At 40.6% G+C, this 19,326-nt stretch carries 19 protein-coding genes and 1 rRNA gene; 9 read left to right on the forward strand and 11 right to left on the reverse strand.

Annotation, left to right across the window (positions count from 1 at the left end):
* Positions 1-109 (reverse strand): 16S ribosomal RNA (locus tag H605_RS0116665); the annotation flags it as partial.
* A gap of 466 nt (positions 110-575) precedes the next feature.
* Positions 576-1,439, reverse strand: coding sequence for a nucleotidyltransferase-like protein (locus H605_RS0116670; protein ID WP_335695481.1), 864 nt, complete (start codon positions 1,437-1,439; stop codon positions 576-578).
* Between the two features lie 158 nt (positions 1,440-1,597).
* Here H605_RS0116670 and H605_RS0116675 point away from each other — a divergent pair, with 158 nt between their 5' ends.
* Entirely contained in the window at positions 1,598-1,954 is a 357-nt protein-coding gene (locus tag H605_RS0116675; RefSeq protein ID WP_029055229.1) for a YgzB family protein, read from the forward strand.
* 41 nt (positions 1,955-1,995) lie between these two features.
* Here the strand turns inward: H605_RS0116675 and perR are convergent, their stop codons facing one another.
* The 3 genes from perR to bcp all read right to left on the reverse strand — a co-directional run bounded on the left by perR (position 1,996) and on the right by bcp (position 3,974).
* The gene (gene perR, locus H605_RS0116680; RefSeq protein WP_029055230.1) at positions 1,996-2,442 is read right to left on the reverse strand and encodes a peroxide-responsive transcriptional repressor PerR; all 447 of its coding nucleotides are present in this window, start codon (positions 2,440-2,442) and stop codon (positions 1,996-1,998) included.
* Between the two features lie 102 nt (positions 2,443-2,544).
* Positions 2,545-3,489 (reverse strand): D-2-hydroxyacid dehydrogenase, encoded by a 945-nt coding sequence (locus tag H605_RS0116685; RefSeq protein WP_029055231.1) that lies wholly within the window; start codon positions 3,487-3,489, stop codon positions 2,545-2,547.
* A gap of 11 nt (positions 3,490-3,500) precedes the next feature.
* The gene (gene bcp, locus H605_RS0116690) at positions 3,501-3,974 is read right to left on the reverse strand and encodes a thioredoxin-dependent thiol peroxidase (RefSeq protein ID WP_029055232.1); all 474 of its coding nucleotides are present in this window, start codon (positions 3,972-3,974) and stop codon (positions 3,501-3,503) included.
* 174 nt (positions 3,975-4,148) lie between these two features.
* Here bcp and H605_RS0116695 point away from each other — a divergent pair, with 174 nt between their 5' ends.
* Both H605_RS0116695 and H605_RS0116700 read left to right on the forward strand, forming a co-directional pair.
* Positions 4,149-5,435 (forward strand): glutamate-1-semialdehyde 2,1-aminomutase, encoded by a 1,287-nt coding sequence (locus H605_RS0116695; RefSeq protein ID WP_029055233.1) that lies wholly within the window; start codon positions 4,149-4,151, stop codon positions 5,433-5,435.
* A gap of 74 nt (positions 5,436-5,509) precedes the next feature.
* Entirely contained in the window at positions 5,510-6,589 is a 1,080-nt protein-coding gene (locus H605_RS0116700) for an FUSC family protein (protein WP_029055234.1), read from the forward strand.
* A 129-nt stretch (positions 6,590-6,718) separates the two neighbouring features.
* Here the strand turns inward: H605_RS0116700 and H605_RS0116705 are convergent, their stop codons facing one another.
* The 4 genes from H605_RS0116705 to mutY all read right to left on the reverse strand — a co-directional run bounded on the left by H605_RS0116705 (position 6,719) and on the right by mutY (position 10,690).
* A complete protein-coding gene (locus H605_RS0116705; protein ID WP_029055235.1) occupies positions 6,719-8,464 on the reverse strand; it encodes an ABC transporter ATP-binding protein in 1,746 nt (581 codons plus the stop codon).
* Positions 8,465-8,512: 48 nt separating this feature from the next.
* On the reverse strand, positions 8,513-9,061 hold the full coding sequence (gene ntdP / locus H605_RS0116710; protein WP_029055236.1) for a nucleoside tri-diphosphate phosphatase: 549 nt from the start codon (positions 9,059-9,061) through the stop codon (positions 8,513-8,515).
* Between the two features lie 195 nt (positions 9,062-9,256).
* Positions 9,257-9,571 (reverse strand): gamma-type small acid-soluble spore protein, encoded by a 315-nt coding sequence (locus H605_RS0116715; RefSeq protein WP_037562327.1) that lies wholly within the window; start codon positions 9,569-9,571, stop codon positions 9,257-9,259.
* Between the two features lie 72 nt (positions 9,572-9,643).
* The gene (gene mutY / locus H605_RS0116720; RefSeq protein ID WP_029055238.1) at positions 9,644-10,690 is read right to left on the reverse strand and encodes an A/G-specific adenine glycosylase; all 1,047 of its coding nucleotides are present in this window, start codon (positions 10,688-10,690) and stop codon (positions 9,644-9,646) included.
* Between the two features lie 97 nt (positions 10,691-10,787).
* Between mutY and H605_RS0116725 the strand changes: the two genes are divergently transcribed.
* Positions 10,788-11,771, forward strand: coding sequence for a metal-dependent hydrolase (locus tag H605_RS0116725; protein ID WP_029055239.1), 984 nt, complete (start codon positions 10,788-10,790; stop codon positions 11,769-11,771).
* A gap of 39 nt (positions 11,772-11,810) precedes the next feature.
* Here the strand turns inward: H605_RS0116725 and H605_RS0116730 are convergent, their stop codons facing one another.
* Together H605_RS0116730 and recX are read right to left on the reverse strand one after the other, a co-directional pair.
* Entirely contained in the window at positions 11,811-12,143 is a 333-nt protein-coding gene (locus H605_RS0116730) for a YfhH family protein (RefSeq protein ID WP_029055240.1), read from the reverse strand.
* Positions 12,133-12,945, reverse strand: a complete 813-nt coding sequence (recX, locus tag H605_RS0116735) for a recombination regulator RecX (RefSeq protein WP_029055241.1) — start codon at positions 12,943-12,945, stop codon at positions 12,133-12,135. The genes H605_RS0116730 and recX overlap by 11 nt, the downstream gene beginning before the upstream one ends.
* Positions 12,946-13,038: 93 nt before the next feature.
* On the opposite strand from recX, the gene H605_RS0116740 reads away from it, so the two are divergent.
* From H605_RS0116740 to H605_RS0116765, 5 genes are all read left to right on the forward strand, one after another.
* Positions 13,039-13,938, forward strand: coding sequence for a TIGR01777 family oxidoreductase (locus tag H605_RS0116740; protein ID WP_029055242.1), 900 nt, complete (start codon positions 13,039-13,041; stop codon positions 13,936-13,938).
* 107 nt (positions 13,939-14,045) lie between these two features.
* On the forward strand, positions 14,046-14,846 hold the full coding sequence (gene pdaA, locus H605_RS0116745) for a delta-lactam-biosynthetic de-N-acetylase (protein WP_029055243.1): 801 nt from the start codon (positions 14,046-14,048) through the stop codon (positions 14,844-14,846).
* Positions 14,847-15,198: 352 nt separating this feature from the next.
* Entirely contained in the window at positions 15,199-15,369 is a 171-nt protein-coding gene (locus H605_RS19170) for an SE1561 family protein (RefSeq protein WP_169535199.1), read from the forward strand.
* Positions 15,370-15,393: 24 nt separating this feature from the next.
* Positions 15,394-16,926, forward strand: a complete 1,533-nt coding sequence (locus tag H605_RS0116755; protein WP_029055244.1) for a fumarate hydratase — start codon at positions 15,394-15,396, stop codon at positions 16,924-16,926.
* A 371-nt stretch (positions 16,927-17,297) separates the two neighbouring features.
* Positions 17,298-19,202, forward strand: a complete 1,905-nt coding sequence (locus tag H605_RS0116765) for a heavy metal translocating P-type ATPase (protein ID WP_029055245.1) — start codon at positions 17,298-17,300, stop codon at positions 19,200-19,202.
* The last annotated feature ends 124 nt before the right edge of the window (positions 19,203-19,326 follow it).

Consider the following 19,326-nt stretch of genomic DNA (forward strand, 5'->3'; position numbering starts at 1 on the left):
CCCGTCCGCCGCTAACTGAAGGAAGCAAGCTTCCAACAGTTCGCTCGACTTGCATGTATTAGGCATGCCGCCAGCGTTCGTCCTGAGCCAGGATCAAACTCTCCATAATACTGACCGCCGATTCGCAGCGAATTGCGTCGTCAGTTTCACTCGCTCAGTCGGTCACGTACGTAAGTACGCTCCCTCCTTCGCTCGATCACTTCCTAGCACTTCACTACGACTCGACGCCCAGTAGATGAAAATTCGATTAGCTCGAGTTTCATTTGCTGGCATCAATTAAGATACTCATTTTGTTTGTGTCATCGTTAGATGCGCAAACTGTATTTCGTTAACGTTTTGCTGTTCAGTTTTCAAGGTTCGTGTTTTTTGCTTCTTGTAAAAGCAACTTCTCTAATATAACTCATCTTGCTTTCATTCGTCAAGTCTTTTTTAAAATTCTTTTTTCGAATGTGTTGTGCGCGTTGTTAGAACGTTTCTCCCAAGCGACATTTACTATAATAACATGACGCCAAAGAATAAGTCAACAACTATTTCAATAAAAGTTATAGAGCGATCGTAGAATCGCTCTACGACAGCTACCGAGCCCTTATAATACGGTACTCTCTATGGAATAGCAACTCATTTTTAGAAGGTACTTGTGTAATTTCGATTAGATTCTTATCCACTAAATATTCGATAAAGAACTCTAAATCCGAGGAATACAACGCTAACTCGTCCTGTTCGTGCAATTGCTGGACGGTCCATGATTCCTTTTCCCTCATGATTGCTAACAAATGTACCGCCGCTTCATTTGTATAGTTATGGATGAAGAACTCACTTGCCAAGAACACTAAATCTAAACGCTTCTCTATTTCCTCTTCACTGCCTATCAGTTCTTCATATAACTTAAAAACAGCTGGATCTATTTTTTTCATTTGTGTCCAGACTGTATTTTCCGGTAAAACGTTGCGTTTAACTGCAACGAACCTAGCCAGGTGGTGCAATGTATTGATCGCGTACAGATAGGAGTCCATATGTTGTTTTCTTTCGAAATGAATTTTCCCTTCATTATAAGCGCGAATCATTTTAGCCATTTCCATTCCCATTTTAATGCCCCTACCAAACAACGGTTCTTCGGATAAGCGTTCTTTCAGCCGTTCCGCATATTCATCACGGTCAAAAAATACTTTCCCGAGGATGAGCCAATCAATGATTTTCTTGTTAGTTCCTACGAGCAACCAATGCGTTAGTTGTCGTTCGCTAATGATATGCATAGCTGCTTTACGTTTACCATCAGTATAGTGTTTTGTCTGAATGGGTATTTCATTGTTTGAGGTAATAATAAATAAGATCTCATCAAAAGTATCCGTGATCGGGTCGTCTTCTCTTTGATTGCCAATTAGGAGCACGCTTAATGTCTCAGGTAAACTAGCTCTTTCTTGGTACACTGGCCGTAGCATTTGTTCCACTTTCTCGCCTCCCAGCTTTTTATAGGACGTCTCGAATACTCTATTTCGACGAATTTCACATAAAATCCTTTATTTTAAAGGGAGTTTGTACTGCATTTACATAATAATATGATATATTAAGTGAGGATAGCGTTAGGAGGAAACTTAAGATGAAGCCTTACAAAAATAAAATAAATCGTATTCGATCATTTGCCTTGGCACTTATTTTCATTGGAGTTGTCATTATGTACATCGGAATCTTTTTCCGTTCCAATGAAATTGTCATGTTAATCTTTATGTTCTTGGGAATGCTTGCTATTATCGGTAGTACAGTGGTATATGCGTGGATCGGTACCTTGTCGACACGAGCCATACGAGTACAATGTCCGAATTGTGGTAAACATACTAAAGTGCTCGGACGTGTTGATATGTGCGGACATTGCCGCGAGCCATTAACACTCGACCCAAGTCTTGAAGGAAAAGATTTCGACATCGCATATAATAAAAAAGTGAAGCACGAAAAATAATACAAAATAAAAGAGTGTAGCCCATTAGGAGCTACACTCTTTTATTTAGCTTGGGTTTGTTTTGCTGCTGCGCAGTCAGGACAAGTTCCATACACTTCTAAACGATGTGAATTTACTTGAAAACCCGTTACATGCGCTGCAAGATGTTCTACTTCTTCCAGACCGGGATGGTAGAAATCTACAATCTTACCGCAATCGTCACAAATAATATGATAATGATCATGTGTCACGAAATCAAAACGACTTGACGCATCTCCGTATGTCAACTCTTTTACTAATCCAGAGTTTTGGAATACACGCAAGTTGTTATAAACTGTCGCCACACTCATATTAGGAAAATCTTCTTCTAGCGCTTTATAGATTTCATCAGCAGTTGGATGTGAATGGGATGTGATTAAATACTCGAGAATCGCATGTCGTTGCGGAGTAATTCTCACACCACTTTCTTTCAATGTCACTAACGCGTCTTTTAAGAACACTCCAGGCATCGTAATGCACCTCACTTCATAAGGATTACTTCTTTATAATCATTATAATTAGTTTACTCAACTATGGGGTGTATTGTCAACTATTCTGCCGATAACACTATATTAGTAGCCTTTTGCCAAATCTACTTGGTTGATGAGATCTTGATCTCCCGCCACCCATTTTTCAAGATTAATATCCATGATATCTAAGGAGCGTTCAATGTATTGATCAGAAAGACTAGACATATGAGGAGATACCGTACAGTTCGGCAATTCCCAAAATGGACTATCCTTAGGTAAAGGCTCTGTTTCAAAGAAGTCAAGTACCGCATGACGAATTTCATTATGTTTTAACGCGTCCAACACATACTGCTCTTTCACTGCGTCTCCCCTACCCACATTCATAAAGACAGCTGTCTCCTTCATTGCGCGGAAATGCTCTGGTTGATAAATCCATCGCGTTTGAGGTGTGCTCGGCAATATAGAAATCACATAATCGACTTGAGGTAGTTCCTCGAGGATATCATCTAAAGGAATCGTTTCATTCATATGAGGACTTGCATGCCCTGAACGGTTACATCCAATTGTACGTACATGAAACGCCTGCAGAAGCCTCCCGATTTCTCCTCCTATCGCACCTGTTCCTACTATTAAGGCAGTGGAGTGATTCACTTCACCTGGTAAAGAGTCCAGCTCCCAGTTCTTCTCAGCCTCTCTTTTATAAATGCCCGGCAACCCTCTTTCAAGGGATAATAAATGAGCCAGTACAGATTCGGCTAATGGCATTTTATGAACTCCATGCGAATTAGTGACTAGAATTTTTCGTGCTTGTAGCGCTTCAATCGGCAATGTATCGACTCCTACAGCCGCAACCATGACCCATTTCAATTCAGTAGCTTTTTCGACATGTCCTGATTTTAAATCCCCGCCATCTGTCACGATTACTTCTATATCTCCTAATGCCACTTCATCTATATTTGTTGTGTATATAAAATCGACATTCGGATATTTCTCTTTCAACTGCTGTTTAAATGAGGTTTTAATCTTAAATGTGAACAATATCTTCATCTGTCCACCTCCTATTTCGTCAGTTGCTCGAGTGTCGCGAGCGCATCTTCTACATGACCTTTCACGCGAACTTTCCGCCATTCTTTTACTACTGTACCTGTAGGATCAATCAGGAATGTAGATCGTTCTATTCCCATATACTCTTTACCGAAGTTCTTCTTTAGCTTCCAAACTCCATACTGTTCAGCTACCGAATGATCTTCATCTACAAGTAAAGAAAATGGCAAGCCGTGCTTCGCGATAAACTTTTGGTGAGAAGCTGCGTGATCAGGACTGACACCTAGCACTACTGCATTCAACCCTTCAAAATCTGCTTGCGCATCACGAAAATCACAAGCCTCCGTCGTACAGCCAGGTGTTGAGTCTTTCGGATAAAAATACAACACTACATATTTTTTCCCTTTGAATTGATTTAATGAAACCATGTCGCCATTTTCATTCGCTAACGAGAATGCAGGTGCTTGTTTTCCTTCTAATTTTTCCATTGATAATCCTCCTCTAACTTATAAAAACAAATAGTACATTTCAATCTCTCCATACTTATCGTATCGGAAGTATTTGAATTTTACAATTTACCTATACTTCACACTGAAGGTGGAGACTTCACTCTAATTAATGCTAAAATGGATAACGTATAATTGATTTGGAGGAATTAACTAATGAACCGAAAAAATTCAGAAGCACTCTACGCAGAAGCATGTGAACATATTGTGGGTGGCGTCAACAGCCCAGCCCGAGCTTACGGAGCGGTTGGCGGTGGTGCACCTACTGTCATGGAGCGTGCAGAAGGCGCTTATTTCTATGATGTAGATGGTAATCGCTATATTGACTACTTGGGAGCATACGGCCCGATCATTACAGGTCACGCACATCCTCACATAACAAAAGCTATTACGAAGGCTGCGGAAACAGGGGTACTCTACGGCACACCTACACGCCATGAAGTACAATTTGCTAAAATGTTAAAAGAAGCAATTCCAGGAATGGACAAAGTTCGCTTCGTAAACTCCGGAACAGAAGCTGTTATGACAACTATTCGTGTAGCAAGAGCTTTTACTGGCCGTACAAAGATTATGAAGTTCGCAGGTTGCTATCACGGTCACTCTGATCTTGTATTAGTAGCTGCTGGATCTGGTCCTGCTACATTAGGCACGCCCGATTCTGCAGGTGTCCCTTCTTCTATCGCGAAAGAAGTCATCACCATTCCATTTAATGATCCTGAAAGCTATAAAGCAGCAATGAAGCAATGGGGCGATGAACTTGCTTGTATTCTAATCGAACCCATTGTCGGGAACTTTGGAATCGTCGAGCCGAATGAAGGGTTCTTGGAACTCGTTCATGAGTTAGCTAAAGAACAAGGTGTGTTGACTATCTACGATGAGGTCATTACAGCGTTCCGTTTTCATTATGGTGCGGCACAGACGTTACTTGGACTACAACCAGATTTAACAGCATTCGGAAAGATTATCGGCGGCGGCTTACCAATTGGTGCTTATGGCGGTAAAAAAGAAATTATGGAACAAGTTGCTCCACTCGGCCCTGCCTATCAAGCAGGAACAATGGCTGGAAATCCTGCATCCATGCTTTCAGGAATTGCTTGTCTAGAAGTATTGCAAGAACCAGGTATCTATGAAGAAATGGATCGCTTAGGTGGTTTACTTGAAGATGGTATTCTGAAACTGGCTAAAAAACACACTATCCCATTGACGATCAATCGTCTCGGAGGCGCACTTACACTGTTCTTCACGGAAGTCAAAGTGGAAAACTACAAGCAAGCTGAAGCAACAGACGGAGAAATCTTTGGTCGTTTCTTTAAAGAAATGCTGAAAAACGGTATCAATTTGGCACCATCTAAGTATGAAGCTTGGTTCTTAACTTCTGCTCATACAGAATCCGATATAAACGAAACACTTGAAGCAGTAGATCGCGCATTTAAAGCACTTTGAAATAGAACAATTGACCGTTTTATGCGTATATTGTAAAGTAAGCATAAAAGAGCTTTTAGGAAAGGAATTACCCAATGAAACTTGGTGCCCGCGTCTTTAAGACGGGTATTGCGATTGTATTTGCTCTGTTTATCGCAAATTTACTAGATTTACCTACAGCAGTGTTCGCAGGTATTGCAGCTATTTTCGCAATCCAACCCTCTATTTACAGATCCTACTTAACAATAGTAGAACAACTGCAAGGTAATTTAATCGGTGCCACTATAGCAGTCTTATTCACACTCATCTTTGGGCCTCAATTAATAATTGTCGGTTTGGCAGCCGTCATCGTCATGACGATCATGTTGAAACTAGGCCTAGAAAAGTCTATGTCACTCGCACTCGTCACGATGATTGCAGTAATGGAAGTTAAAGATGATGCCTTCTTAACATTCGCCCTTCTTCGTGTAGGTACAATTTTGGTAGGTGTACTAGCAGCATTCATTGTGAACCTAGTCTTTATGCCACCGAAATATGAAACGAAACTGTTTCAGGCGATTCACCAAGCACAGGACGAGATTATTCGTTGGACGCGTCTAGCTGGTCGTCAAGTTTCTGAACACACAGCTATGAAGAAATCGTTGAGTAAGTTAAAGGAACGTCTGATACAAATTGATCAGCTGTACTTATTATTTAAAGAAGAGCGTAGCTATTTCAAGAAAACTTCTGCTGCAAAAGCGAGACGGCTTGTTGTCTATCGGCAAATGGTCGCTACAACTAGAAGTAGTTATGACGTCCTGAAAAGGCTGCACAAGTTTGAAAATGAACTCATCAATCTTCCAGAGCATTTTCGTATGATGATTCAGGAGCGTCTAGAGTCACTACTCGTTTACCATGAACAGCTTCATCTGAAATTCGTTGGTAAGCTAAAAGCTGATTTCGACGAGGATGAAACACATAGTGAGTTTATTCAGCGACAAGAAGTGATGAATATTTTCGTGAAAGAAATTGCCATTACCAATGAAGAAGAAGAGTTTTCTTCTTATCACTTACTTCATGTACTTTCTTCCATCCTGAATTACGAAGAACAGCTGGAGCATCTCGATACGTTGATCACTTCTTATCAAACACGATATGAAGATGAAGAGAATATTTTAGAAGATGAATTCTATTAATAAAACGGCACAAGACTTTTATAGTCTTGTGCCGTTTTTGTTTAAATAAATAATTGAATTTCAGTTGCTAAATATTTCGGATTTTCGTTATAGGAATCACGCTGATCCTCTCCATGTTGCCTCTTCTCATTATCCCCCAAGTTCCTGACGATTGTATAAACCAGCGTATGTACCGTTTAGCTTCATCAATTCCTGGTGGGTACCTGACTCTTTTAAGTCTCCGTGGTCTATCACATAAATACAATCTGCATGTGTAATAGTAGATAATCGATGGGCAACGATTAGTGTAGTACGATCATGCGCCAAGCGTTCCAATGAATCTTGGATGAGCGCTTCACTTTCCAAATCCAAGGCAGATGTTGCTTCATCCAAGATGAGCAATGCCGGGTTCTTCAGGAAGACGCGGGCAATGGAGATACGTTGTTTCTGTCCACCCGACAACTTCACGCCGCGCTCTCCTACTCTTGTATCATATCCTTCACTCAGTGTTTCAATAAAATCATGCGCATTTGCTGCTTTTGCTGCAGCAATGACTTCTTCATCTGTCGCATCTGGCTTCCCCATCAAAATATTACTTTTGACAGAATCGCTGAACAGAATTGAATCTTGAAGTACCATACCGATCTGATCACGAAGCGACTTAACCTGTACGTCACGGATATCATGACCGTCGATACGAATAGCTCCCGACGTTACATCGTAAAATCTCGGAATCAAACTGATAATAGTGGATTTCCCACCACCACTCATACCAACTAGAGCAGCTGTTTCGCCTGGGCTTATCCTCAAGCTAATATTTTTCAGTACTTCCTCTTCTTCATATGCAAAGCTGACACAATCAAATTGGATTTCTCCAGCAATTGATGGCAATGCTTTTGCATCCTCTTTATCGACAACGTCATATTTTTCATTCATTAAGTCCAGTACTCTGTCCATTGATGCAAATGATTGCGTCAATGAAGTAGATGAGTTAACTAATCGACGTAATGGCGAGTACAGTCTTTCTATGAATGCGATGAAAGCGACCATCGTTCCGACAGTTAATGATCCGTTGATTACTTGGTAGCCCGCATAGCCAATAACGAGTAACGGAGCCACATCGGTAATCGTATTGACGACAGCAAACGCTTTGGCATTCCAGCGTGTATGTTCAATTGCCCGGTCAAGGAATTTATTGTTCACTTCATCAAAACGTTCCTGCTCTTTTTCTTCGATTGCAAAGCTCTTAATAATACTGACTCCCGCCACACGCTCATGCAAATAACTTTGTACATCAGCAAGTGCCTGGGATCGTTTACGTGTTAACTGACGCAATTTACCGAAGAAATGCTTGACACTGAATGCATAAAACGGAAATGCGAGCAATGTGACGAGTGTTAACTCCACATCTAATGTCAACATGATGGCAATTGCAATAATGATGGTAGCTATGTCTAGCCAGACGTTCATCAAACCAATCATGACGAAGTTTTTTGTCTGCTCTACGTCATTGATGACTCGCGATATCACTTCACCTGCACGTGTATTAGAATAGAAGCGCAATCCAAGCTTTTGCAAATGACTATAAAGCGATTTGCGGATATCGAACAAAATTTTATTACTAACTAACTGTGCATAGTATTGACGATAATATTCCACCGGCGGACGGATCAAGAAGAACACAATGATCGTGCCGCCGAGCCAATAAAATAATTGCTGTGTTTTATCGGAGTCACTTAACGTCGGCGAACCGATGATATCATCAATCACAATTTTAATTAATAATGGTAAAAACAACGGAATGGCAAACTTTACGACACCAATAAGAACAGTGAGAACAATTTGCCAGTTATATGGCTTTACGAATTGAAGATAACGTTTAATACTTTCGCCCATTTAGTTCCTCCTACTAAAAAAACCTGACTTGCACGGATGCAAGCAGGTCTAGCTTTGTTCTTCTTGGATTTGCTTATAAAATTCATAACGTGAAGTCCACACATCAATGAAATCGGGAGCAAATGGACCTTTTCGTTGTTTGATCCAGCCAAGAAGCTTCTTTAAGTTATCCTGCAAGATTAAATCTATGACTTCCGGATAATTCATTTGACGCTTATGATCTGCATATTCGTCTTCATCAAGAATCAAATAGCTCATATCAGGAAACACTTTTACGTCCAAGTCATAATCAATATACTTTAAGTACTTTTCATCGTAAACGAATGGTGAACTCATGTTGACATAATAGTAGACACCATCTTCACGTAGCATACAAATGATGTTAAACCAATTTTCCGCATGAAAGTAGCAGATGGATGGCTCACGTGTCAGCCAAGTGCGACCATCGGATTCTGTCACAAGTGTGCGTTCATTACCGCCGATAATAATATTGCGTGTGCCTTTTAATACGAGTGTCTCTTGCCAGACACGGTGAATTTTGCCGTTATGTTTGTAGCTGTGTATCTGTACAGTTTCTCCTTCTTTTGGGATTGCCATTTTTTATACCACCTTTGAGCCTTGCCGCTCTTGCTATCTGTTCATTATACCAACAGCTTTCCTAAATTTAAAACGATTCAACCATCTATTTTGTAAATGATTGAATACAATAGGTCCACAGCATGTTTTTTTACGCAAGAAAACCGGTAGAAATGGCTTATAATAGCCTTTTCTACCGGTCCGTGATGACCACGCTTAGTTTGAACCTTTATATTGGTTCGCACGTGCTCCTGAAGCTTTTTGTTTGTTTGCTTCTGCTTTGTTGATTTGTTTCTTCACTTCATTGACATCTGTCTCAGATCCGAACTCCTCGTTCATAGAGGACTGCATCGCGGATGAAGAAGACTGCATGTTCATCGCAGACTGCGCGTTTTGCTGACGAACTTGATTAACGTCCGTCTCGGAAGCGAACTCTTGATTCATCGATGATTGCGCATTTTGTTTCTTCACTTGGTTCGCATCTGTCATAGATGGGTCTAGCTGTGAATTTTGTTTTGGTTTCTTTTGCATGGATTATTCACCTCCGTACTGACTATGATGTCCTGTAAGTCGGACTTTTATTCACGGAGATTTATAAAGTTTTCACCATTCCAGCAAGTCGATAATTTTTAGGACAGGTTTTGACTTTGGCAGCGCTTCAACTTCTTGTTTAGTGAAGAACTGCAAATCACCTTCTGTATGTTCCTCTTCCAATTGTGCACGATATACATGAATATCCCATGTGATATGGGAAAACACGTGATGGACATGCGGTAACTCTTGAAGGTTTTTTAACTTCAATCCTTTCTCTTTTTCAAATGCTTCCACTGCAGAAAATTCTTGAAGTTCGATCATTGGAAATTCCCAAAGACTAGCAAGCAGTCCCGTGCTTTGGCGTTTCTGCAACAACCAATTGCCGTCTCCATTTTGAATCGCGAAAGCAGCTAACTTAACATGCTTCATTTTCTGCTTTTTTATCTTAATTGGTAATTGCTGTTGTTTTCCTTCTTCGAAAGCGATACAAAAATCTCTAACTGGGCATAATAAACAATGTGGATTCGGCGTACATATGGTTGCGCCCAATTCCATGAGCGCTTGGTTAAAGGAAGATGGATCCTCCTCTGAAATTAACTCCATCACAGCTTGTTCAAATAACTTTTTATTACGTGGCAATGCGATATCTTCTTCAATTAATAAAATTCTCGACAATACACGCATGACATTTCCGTCTACTGCATGTTCAGGTACCCCATAGGCAATACTTAAGATGGCACCTGCCGTGTATGGACCGACTCCTTTTAATGTAGAAATTTCTTTTCGGTTATTAGGAACTTTCCCGCCATAAGTTTCAACGACTTCTCTCACACCCGATTGAAGGTTGCGCACTCTAGAGTAATATCCTAGTCCTTCCCACATTTTTAATATATCTTCTTCTGGTGCATCTGAAAGATCTTGCATCGTGGGAAACTTTTTAATGAAACGTTCGTAATACGGTATGACAGTATCTACTCTGGTCTGTTGTAACATAACTTCCGAAATCCAAATATAATATGGATTATCGGTCCTCCTCCAGGGCAAGTCTCGTTTTTCGGCTTCATACCAAGTCAATAACGCATCTTGAAATGCTTTCTTTCGTTCAATAATTTGCATATGGACCTCGCTTCTTCATGTAAATACTTTTAGTTATGATGATAAAGGGTATATAATTATAAGTAGTATATAACTCTTCGGATAAAGGAGTGATAATTTGGATACAGGCACACATATTGCTATGGGTGTTGCGATTAGTGGATTGGCTCTTGCTGATTCAACTGTAGCAACTGAACCAGCCACAATGGGCGCCGTATTTGCAGGTATTATGGTCGGTTCACTAATTCCCGATATAGACACGGTATTGAAGCTTCGTAACAATGCTGTCTATTTAAGTAATCACCGTGGTATTACGCATTCGGTTCCAGCTATTATGCTGTGGCCTTTGCTAATTTCCATACTATTGACTTTCATTGTTCCTGAATCAATTTTCTTTCACGTCTGGGCTTGGACATTTTTAGCTGTGTTCACACATGTATTTGTTGATATTTTCAACTCATATGGTACACAAGCTCTTCGCCCTTTTTCTCATAAATGGGTAGCCATAGGAGTCATTAATACATTTGACCCGATTATATTTGGACTCCATGTAATAGCAATCCTGGCATGGGTGCTCGGCGCAGACCCTGTCTTCACGATGTCCACATTATATATCGTCATCTTCTTCTATTACCTATTGCGCTTTGCAGTGAAGAGCGCAGTGAAGAACGCAGTCAAGAAGACGATTCCAAACGCGACGCATATATTCACTGCACCTACGATGAACTTCTTCCAGTGGCGAGTTGCTGCCACGACAGATGTTGACCATTATGTAGGACGAGCATACGGACGGTCTATTACAATTTACGAACGATTTGAGCGCGAAGTGATGCCGATGTCGCCTCAAGTTGAAGTAGCACTGGAAGATCCGAACATGCAAGCTTTCACTTCGTTTTCGCCGCTTTATCGCTGGTCGATTTCGGAAAAAGGACATATTTATGAAGTTCGTTTAATTGATCTGCGTTATCGAAGCAAGGGTTACTACCCATTCGTTGCAGTCGCACACGTCAATGAAGACTTAGAAGTAGTCAATTCTTATACAGGCTGGATCTTCTCAGAAGAAAAGTTGCGTAAAAAGCTTAATTTCGCCCCAAATAACTAAAGAACGTTCGTGCATAGTGCACGAGCGCTCTTTTTCTGTTTATTTTCCGCTTTTTATATTTTTCAACATAGCAAGTGGCAATGCTTCTTCGGCTTTCTCACCGCCTAAGCGATACCCCCATGCGAACAACCCTTTGAGGTAGTCCACTTGAAAAAAGACCCCATCGTCTCCTTCAATACGGTACATCTCGCCCGGCTTAATAGTAGCCGGATCTACAAGATATGACTGTACAAGAACCGCTTTTCTTTGGTGAACTGCATATTCACTAATCATCCCCATTTGTTCAGCCTTACGTGCTTTCTCCATTAGGTTAGCGACTTCACTACGCAGTTCGTTTTCATTCATCTCACTATAATGTTTTTCAGTATCCATCTTCTTCATTCCTTTTCTGTTCAATAAATTGATCGATTTGACTGAGCGGAATTCCTTTTTGATACATAGATTGCTTCACGCGTTGTCTAAGATCGGATCCTGAGTATTTGCTTTGGTATCGTCTCCACGCTTTCTCACCAAATGCAGACGTGATATCGGACCACTCTTCTTCATCACGTTCGATTGTCACATTGCTTAGAACTTCCGAAATTTGTTGATAAGAAAATCCTTTTCTAGCCAATGTGTTTTGTATTTTTTGCTTTACTTGTGCAGGAGGCTGTGAATTATTCGAACGAATCGTCTTTTCGGCCAACTTCATGGCATTAGCCATTTGATCTTCCATTGTATATTCCTCCAATGCTTGAGTTTGCAGTTCTTTGGGTATACCTTTTTTATAGAGAGATTGCTGAATTGCTCTCGGACCTTTTAACGTGCTATTTTTTTCTGTACGAACAAGAGCTTCCGAAAATGCTTCATCATTCAAAAAGCCAAGTCGTTTTAATTTCACGATAGCTTCTAGAACAACCGCTTCTCCATACTCTTTTTCAAGTAATTTCTTTTTGACTTCCATTTCACTCCGCATTCGGAATGATAAAAAGTGTAACGCACGATTAAATGCCTTTTCAATTTGGTCTGAATAAACAATTTCATCCTTAGACCAATCGTCTAATTCCATCCCTTTTGTGAGTTCAAATTTCACTAGGACTGTTTCATGGACACTAAATGCATATTGATCATCAAGGAAAATATTGTAACGTTCGCTATCTCGTTTTTGTTGTGATATTTTGGTAATAAGCGGCACGTTTCCATCACCTACTTTATCTTAGTATACCGCTTCTTACCTTGGTGGTCAGCAATAGTGTATTAATTTTCAAGAGAATGGAGGGAATCTATTATGAGAGTAGTTATTACAGGAGGAACTGGATTCATTGGTACGATCTTAACTGAGAAGTTGAAAGAAAAAGGTCATGAAGTAGTCATCTTCACGCGCAAGCCTTCATCGAAACATAATGGAGTTCACTATGTTCAATGGTTGACAGATCACGCAGCGCCCGAGAATGAAGTGGGTCGTGTAGATGCTTTCGTCAATTTAGCAGGAGTGTCCATTGATGACGGTCGTTGGTCTGAAGAGCGAAAAAAACAAATTTATGATAGCCGAATCACTGCTACACAAGAAGTGTTGCGTATTATACGAACACTTCCTGAGAAGCCCCGAGTCTTAGTAAATGCAAGTGCAATCGGCATTTATCCTACGTCGCTTACTGCTGAATATACGGAAGATTCCACTGCAGTCGGTGACGATTTTCTAGCCAAAACCGTACATGATTGGGAAGAGCTTGCTGGACAATCAAATGAAATGGGTGTACGTACTGTATATACGCGATTCGGCATTGTACTCGGTAAAGACGGCGGCGCACTTCCACTTATTAAGCTGCCTTATCAATTATTTGCCGGTGGAAAAATTGGTTCAGGCAATCAATGGTTTTCGTGGGTGCATGTTGAAGACCTAGCCAATGCTATTCTCTTCTTAATAGAGAATGATGACGTGGAAGGTCCCGTTAACGTAGTTGCACCGAGTCCGATGCATATGAATGCTTTCGGAAAAACGATCGGCAAAGTATTGCATCGTCCGCACTGGTTCCCAGTTCCAAGTTTTGCAATGAAAGCAGCATTAGGAGAAAAAAGTATCGTTGTTTTGCAAGGTCAGCATGTATTACCGGAAAAGCTACTGGCTAACGGATTTATCTTTTCTTACCCTTCATTACGACCGGCACTTGAAAATCTGTTAAAATGATGTCCAATGTTTGTTAAAACGTTTTTTCGTTTTGACAAACATTTTTTCGTTTTCATTACATACAAAGAGCCGATTAGCACATGCTTAGTAAAAAGGAGTGATGCTTAATGACTCATCATTTGTCAGGAATTTTACTGGCATCTTGTCTGCTAATTGTGGGAGTTATAATGAACCCTTTCACTGTACAAGCAGAAGCTTTCCATTGGGGGTTTAAAAAGGCCACAGAAGGAGTTCCCCCTTCTGCAGGAGCAGAACTGGATAAATTGCTTGATGATCACGGTGCAATCTATAAAGGAAAAGAAGATAAAAAAGTCGTTTATCTAACATTCGACAATGGATATGAAAATGGCTACACTGAAAGCATTTTAGATACACTAAAAAAAGAGAAAGCACCCGCCACATTTTTCTTGACTGGGCATTATGTAAAAAGCGCCAGTGACTTAGTAAAACGCATGGTGAAAGATGGTCATGGCATCGGAAATCATTCATATGACCACCCGAACATGGCGAACTTAACTGAGAAGCAGATGGAAGATGAGTGGAAGAGGTTAGATGAAATTGTATATGCTACTACTGGTCAAAAAAGGACGATCTATACGAGGCCGCCAGAGGGGACATTCAATGCAAAGTTACTGCAAAAAGGAAATGACCTCGGGTATAGGCATATTTTCTGGTCCGTCGCATTCATTGATTGGCATCGGGATCAACGTAAAGGAAAAGCGTATGCCTATAACGAATTGATGAATCAATTACACCCGGGTGCTGTCATTCTAATGCATACCGTATCTCCTGATAACGCAGAGGCACTCCCCGATTTCATTCGTGATGCCAAGAAGCAAGGCTATAAATTCCACTCACTCGATCAGTTAGTGAAAGAATATGAAAAAGGAAATGCGATTACACAATAAATAAGAGACCTTATCTGTATGTTCACTACCAACAGATAAGGTCTCTAATTATTTGATTCATCTTCAGTTTGCATGTTTACATTCGTAGTTATCCAACGTGTTCTTCGATGTTGGATTGTTACGGATCCCCTCCTTCGTTGTTATGTGTCTAGGATTCGATTCGTCTCTATAACTACGACCTCCTTTTCTTTTGATTAAACTTACTATACCAACTATTCTGTTAATTGTAAAGTATTTTAATAAACAATTTTATATTTTCTTTTATTTTGCTGTTTACTGCACGCACAACAAAATCAGATTGAAAAAAATAGTGTTTTCGTATACGATATCAATGATAGAAAGAGGTGTACGTATGGATCACTCACAAAATAACGAACAAGTCGTCGAACTGAAGAATCGATTCAATCAATTCATTGAAACATTAGAAGCGATTGAACCTGAACACACGGACCTCCAAGATATAGATCGTCTAATTTTGTTACTTGATGAATTGGAAGAACAGATGGATAGTTCAAAAAAATAACATATACTAACGGGGGATTTTGAGATGTACATAGAGACAATTGAGAAGAGTATATATGAACTGGTTTGCGAAACGTCCACAAACCTACCAAAAGACGTTAGACGCGCAATCCTTTCCGCAAAGGAAAAAGAGAATAAAGGAACAAGCGCTGCAATGAGTTTGGATACGATCGCAAATAATATCAATATGGCAGATGATAAACTATCTCCAATTTGTCAGGATACAGGCCTTCCTACATTCAAGATCAAAACACCAATTGGAGTAAACCAATTGGAAATCAAAGCGGCTATTGTACGCGCTTTGGAGTTAGCTACAAAAAAAGGAAAGCTCCGTCCGAACGCTGTAGATTCATTAACTGGCGATAATAGCGGCAATAACTTAGGAACCGGCCTACCTGTCGTAAAGTTTGAACAATGGGAAGAAGATTATATAGAAGTAAAGTTAATCTTAAAAGGTGGCGGGTGTGAAAACAAAAACATCCAATACAGCCTCCCTACTGAATTAGAAGGACTTGGCCGTGCAGGACGCGATTTGGACGGCATTCGTAAATGTATCCTTCACTCGGTTTACCAGGCACAAGGACAAGGTTGTTCTGCTGGATTTATCGGTGTTGGAATCGGCGGCGATCGTTCATCTGGATATGACCTTGCGAAAGAACAACTTTTCCGTGACGTAACAGACGTTAATCCAATTCCTGAACTTGCACAATTGGAAGAATACGTATTAGAAAAAGCCAATCTTCTTGGTATCGGGACAATGGGCTTCGGTGGCGAAGCAACATTACTAGGATGTAAAATCGGTGTCATGCACCGTATTCCTGCAAGCTTCTACGTTTCTGTAGCGTATAACTGCTGGGCATATCGCCGTATGGCAGTGAACATTAATGCCAAAACTGGTGAAATCATGGATTGGCACTATAATGAAGGCGAGAAAATTGCATTCGAACAGCCAGCTGAAGAAGCAAAATCCACTGCACGTATTGTACACTTGCAAGCGCCTATTTCAGAAGAAGACGTTCGCGACCTTCATGTTGGCGACGTGGTAAAAATTTCAGGCCGTATGTACACAGGTCGCGATGCAATCCATAAGCATTTAATGGATAACGATGCACCAGTTGATTTGTATGGTCAAGTCATCTATCACTGCGGACCGGTTGTTCTTAAGAATGATGAAGGTAAGTATGAGATCAAAGCAGCGGGACCTACGACTTCTATGCGTGAAGAACCGTACCAAGGTGATATCATGAAGAAGTTCGGTATCCGCGCGGTGATCGGTAAAGGCGGAATGGGACCTAAAACACTTGCGGCTCTTAAAGAGCATGGCGGCGTGTACTTGAATGGTATCGGCGGTGCAGCGCAGTATTATGCTGACTGTATTAAAGAGGTAGAGGGCGTCGACTTGCTGGAGTTCGGTATTCCAGAAGCGCTCTGGCATTTACGCGTAGAGGACTTCACTGCAGTCGTAACGATGGACTCTCACGGTAACAGCCTGCATGCTGACATCGACAAGTCATCTCTTGAAAAGCTCTCTCAGTTTAAGGAAAAAGTATTCAACTAATAAGCAAGCAGCGAATGAGAACCATCATTCGCTGCTTTTTTATGTGAATAAATAGATTGGCTTGAATAGGTGTTGAAGATAGATGAACCGTTACGCTGCATTCCAGGCGGACGCGTTTGCCTAGAGCGCAAATCCCCTCCTCAACACTAATGCAAGCCTTACCCTTATAACTTTTAGCCCGATTTTCATTAATTAGCCATTTAAGTAACACTTCTCATTGAGAAATGATATACTGTAGATAATAACTATTATAACTTCATATTCATTCTATTTTGATGCCAGAAAAGTCGATTCTACTACTGTAGAGTCGACTTTACTGCTTTAATAAGGACTTTGAAATTGAAATTCATTATCAATTAGGAGGAGAATACATGACAACACTTACAAAAGAACAACCGGAACAGACGATTGACTGGTCTGCACGTCTGGAATTGATTGCGGCTATATTATCTGGAATTATCATTCTTGCTGCATGGATTTTAGGGAAAAACGGTACAGAATCCTTTTCCATCACACTGTACATTATAGCGTTTCTGATTGGAGGTTACGCTAAAGCCAAGGAAGGTATTGAAGAAACGATAAAAAACAAAGAACTGAACGTCGAAATGCTCATGATCTTCGCGGCTATTGGTTCAGGAATTATCGGATACTGGGCTGAAGGCGCAATCCTGATTTTTATCTTTGCAATTAGTGGGGCGCTAGAAACCTATACGCTCAATAAAAGTCATAATGAAATATCGTCTTTGATGGAATTGCAGCCAGAAGAAGCATGGCTACTACTTGAAGATGGCAGCGAGAAAAAAGTATCCACAGACTCTTTATCGATTGGATCTATATTGTTAGTTAAACCTGGTGAACGAATTCCCGTTGACGGTGAAATCTTAAGCGGCGTCACTTCGATTGATATGTCAGCAATCAACGGTGAATCTATCCCAGTGACGAAGCGAGAAAATGATGAATTATTTGCAGGAACAGTTAATATTAGTGGTGCGATCCGCATGACAATGACCAAACCAAGTTCTGAAACGTTATTCCAAAAGATTATAACGATGGTGCAAAACGCACAAAGCGAGAAGTCTCCTTCTCAACAATTTATCGAGCGCTTTGAAGGATCTTATGTAAAGATTGTGCTGGCAGCAGTTGTCATCATGATGTTTCTTCCCCACTTCTTATTTAACTGGGACTGGACTACCTCCTTCTACCGTGCGATAGTCTTGCTAGTCGTCGCCTCCCCTTGTGCATTGATGGCTTCGATTATGCCCGCTACATTAGCGGCTGTTTCTAACGGTGCTAGAAAAGGGGTATTATTTAAAGGTGGTATTCACTTAGAACACTTGAGTACATTACAAGCATTCGCTTTTGACAAAACGGGTACTTTGACGAATGGGAAACCAATTGTAATGGATTTCATTGTTCGTGAAGGTACTGATATGAAAGAGGCACTCGCTTTATTTGCAGGTGCAGAATCACTGTCCAATCACCCATTGGCAAAAGCAATTATCCATTACGCTACAGAGCATGGTGTAGAACCTGAACGTAATCTTCATATTGAAGACGTTCCTGGATTTGGTATTAAAGCTGAGACAGATCACGGCGAAATTCTAATCGGTAAACCGAAATTTGTTGGCGAAGAGTTAGTGGAAGAATTTCAGGACAATGTGGCAGTATCACTTGCGAATGAAGGTAAAACTGTCATCTTTATGAGAGATGAACAAGGAATTGTAGCGCTAGCTGCTTTACAGGATACATTACGAAAAGAAGCTATTTCTGCAATTAAATCACTGCAATCTCTAGGGCTTCGTACAGTCATGTTAACTGGTGATAATGAAAAGACTGCACATGCAATCGCAAACGAAGTAGGTGTGGATTCCTACGTAGCTGAATGTCTACCTGAGGAGAAAGTGGTTCAGCTTAAGCAACTATTGAAAGAGCACGGTACGGTCGGCATGGTGGGAGATGGAATCAATGATGCTCCAGCTCTTGCTACTGCCACTTCCGGCATCGCGATGGGTGAAGGTACAGATGTAGCGTTGGAGACAGCTGATGTTGTACTCATGCAAAACGACTTGAATCGCTTGTCATATGCAATTAAGCTTTCAAGAAAAATGCAACGAATCGTTAAACAAAATGTATTCTTCTCGATAGCTGTTATCTCGATCCTTATTATCGCAAACTTCATGCAAGTAGTGGATTTGCCTCTTGGTGTCATCGGACACGAAGGAAGTACGATATTAGTTATATTAAACGGTTTACGGATGCTTAATAAAATAGAATAAAAAAAGTGAGGAAAGGGAATCCCTTTCTGGGCTAACCTAAATTTTTGAGACAATATAAAACACCTTCGAAGTGGTACACTTGTAAAAAGTACTTACAACGGAGGTGTTTTTGCGTGGGCAAAAA

The organism is Sporosarcina ureae DSM 2281 (assembly GCF_000425545.1).
Taxonomy (GTDB): Bacteria; Bacillota; Bacilli; order Bacillales_A; family Planococcaceae; genus Sporosarcina; species Sporosarcina ureae.

Coding starts and splice junctions, on each gene's coding strand:
- H605_RS0116675 (WP_029055229.1), top strand. CDS start 1,598: ATGAAGCCTTACAAAAATAAAATAAATCGTATTCGATCATTTGCCTTG.
- H605_RS0116755 (WP_029055244.1), top strand. CDS start 15,394: ATGTACATAGAGACAATTGAGAAGAGTATATATGAACTGGTTTGCGAA.
- H605_RS19170 (WP_169535199.1), top strand. CDS start 15,199: ATGGATCACTCACAAAATAACGAACAAGTCGTCGAACTGAAGAATCGA.
- H605_RS0116695 (WP_029055233.1), top strand. CDS start 4,149: ATGAACCGAAAAAATTCAGAAGCACTCTACGCAGAAGCATGTGAACAT.
- mutY (WP_029055238.1), bottom strand. CDS start 10,690: ATGCAAATTATTGAACGAAAGAAAGCATTTCAAGATGCGTTATTGACT.
- H605_RS0116765 (WP_029055245.1), top strand. CDS start 17,298: ATGACAACACTTACAAAAGAACAACCGGAACAGACGATTGACTGGTCT.
- H605_RS0116740 (WP_029055242.1), top strand. CDS start 13,039: ATGAGAGTAGTTATTACAGGAGGAACTGGATTCATTGGTACGATCTTA.
- perR (WP_029055230.1), bottom strand. CDS start 2,442: ATGCCTGGAGTGTTCTTAAAAGACGCGTTAGTGACATTGAAAGAAAGT.
- H605_RS0116730 (WP_029055240.1), bottom strand. CDS start 12,143: ATGGATACTGAAAAACATTATAGTGAGATGAATGAAAACGAACTGCGT.
- ntdP (WP_029055236.1), bottom strand. CDS start 9,061: ATGGCAATCCCAAAAGAAGGAGAAACTGTACAGATACACAGCTACAAA.
- H605_RS0116670 (WP_335695481.1), bottom strand. CDS start 1,439: ATGCTACGGCCAGTGTACCAAGAAAGAGCTAGTTTACCTGAGACATTA.
- H605_RS0116685 (WP_029055231.1), bottom strand. CDS start 3,489: ATGAAGATATTGTTCACATTTAAGATTAAAACCTCATTTAAACAGCAG.
- bcp (WP_029055232.1), bottom strand. CDS start 3,974: ATGGAAAAATTAGAAGGAAAACAAGCACCTGCATTCTCGTTAGCGAAT.
- pdaA (WP_029055243.1), top strand. CDS start 14,046: ATGACTCATCATTTGTCAGGAATTTTACTGGCATCTTGTCTGCTAATT.
- H605_RS0116705 (WP_029055235.1), bottom strand. CDS start 8,464: ATGGGCGAAAGTATTAAACGTTATCTTCAATTCGTAAAGCCATATAAC.
- H605_RS0116715 (WP_037562327.1), bottom strand. CDS start 9,571: ATGCAAAAGAAACCAAAACAAAATTCACAGCTAGACCCATCTATGACA.
- H605_RS0116700 (WP_029055234.1), top strand. CDS start 5,510: ATGAAACTTGGTGCCCGCGTCTTTAAGACGGGTATTGCGATTGTATTT.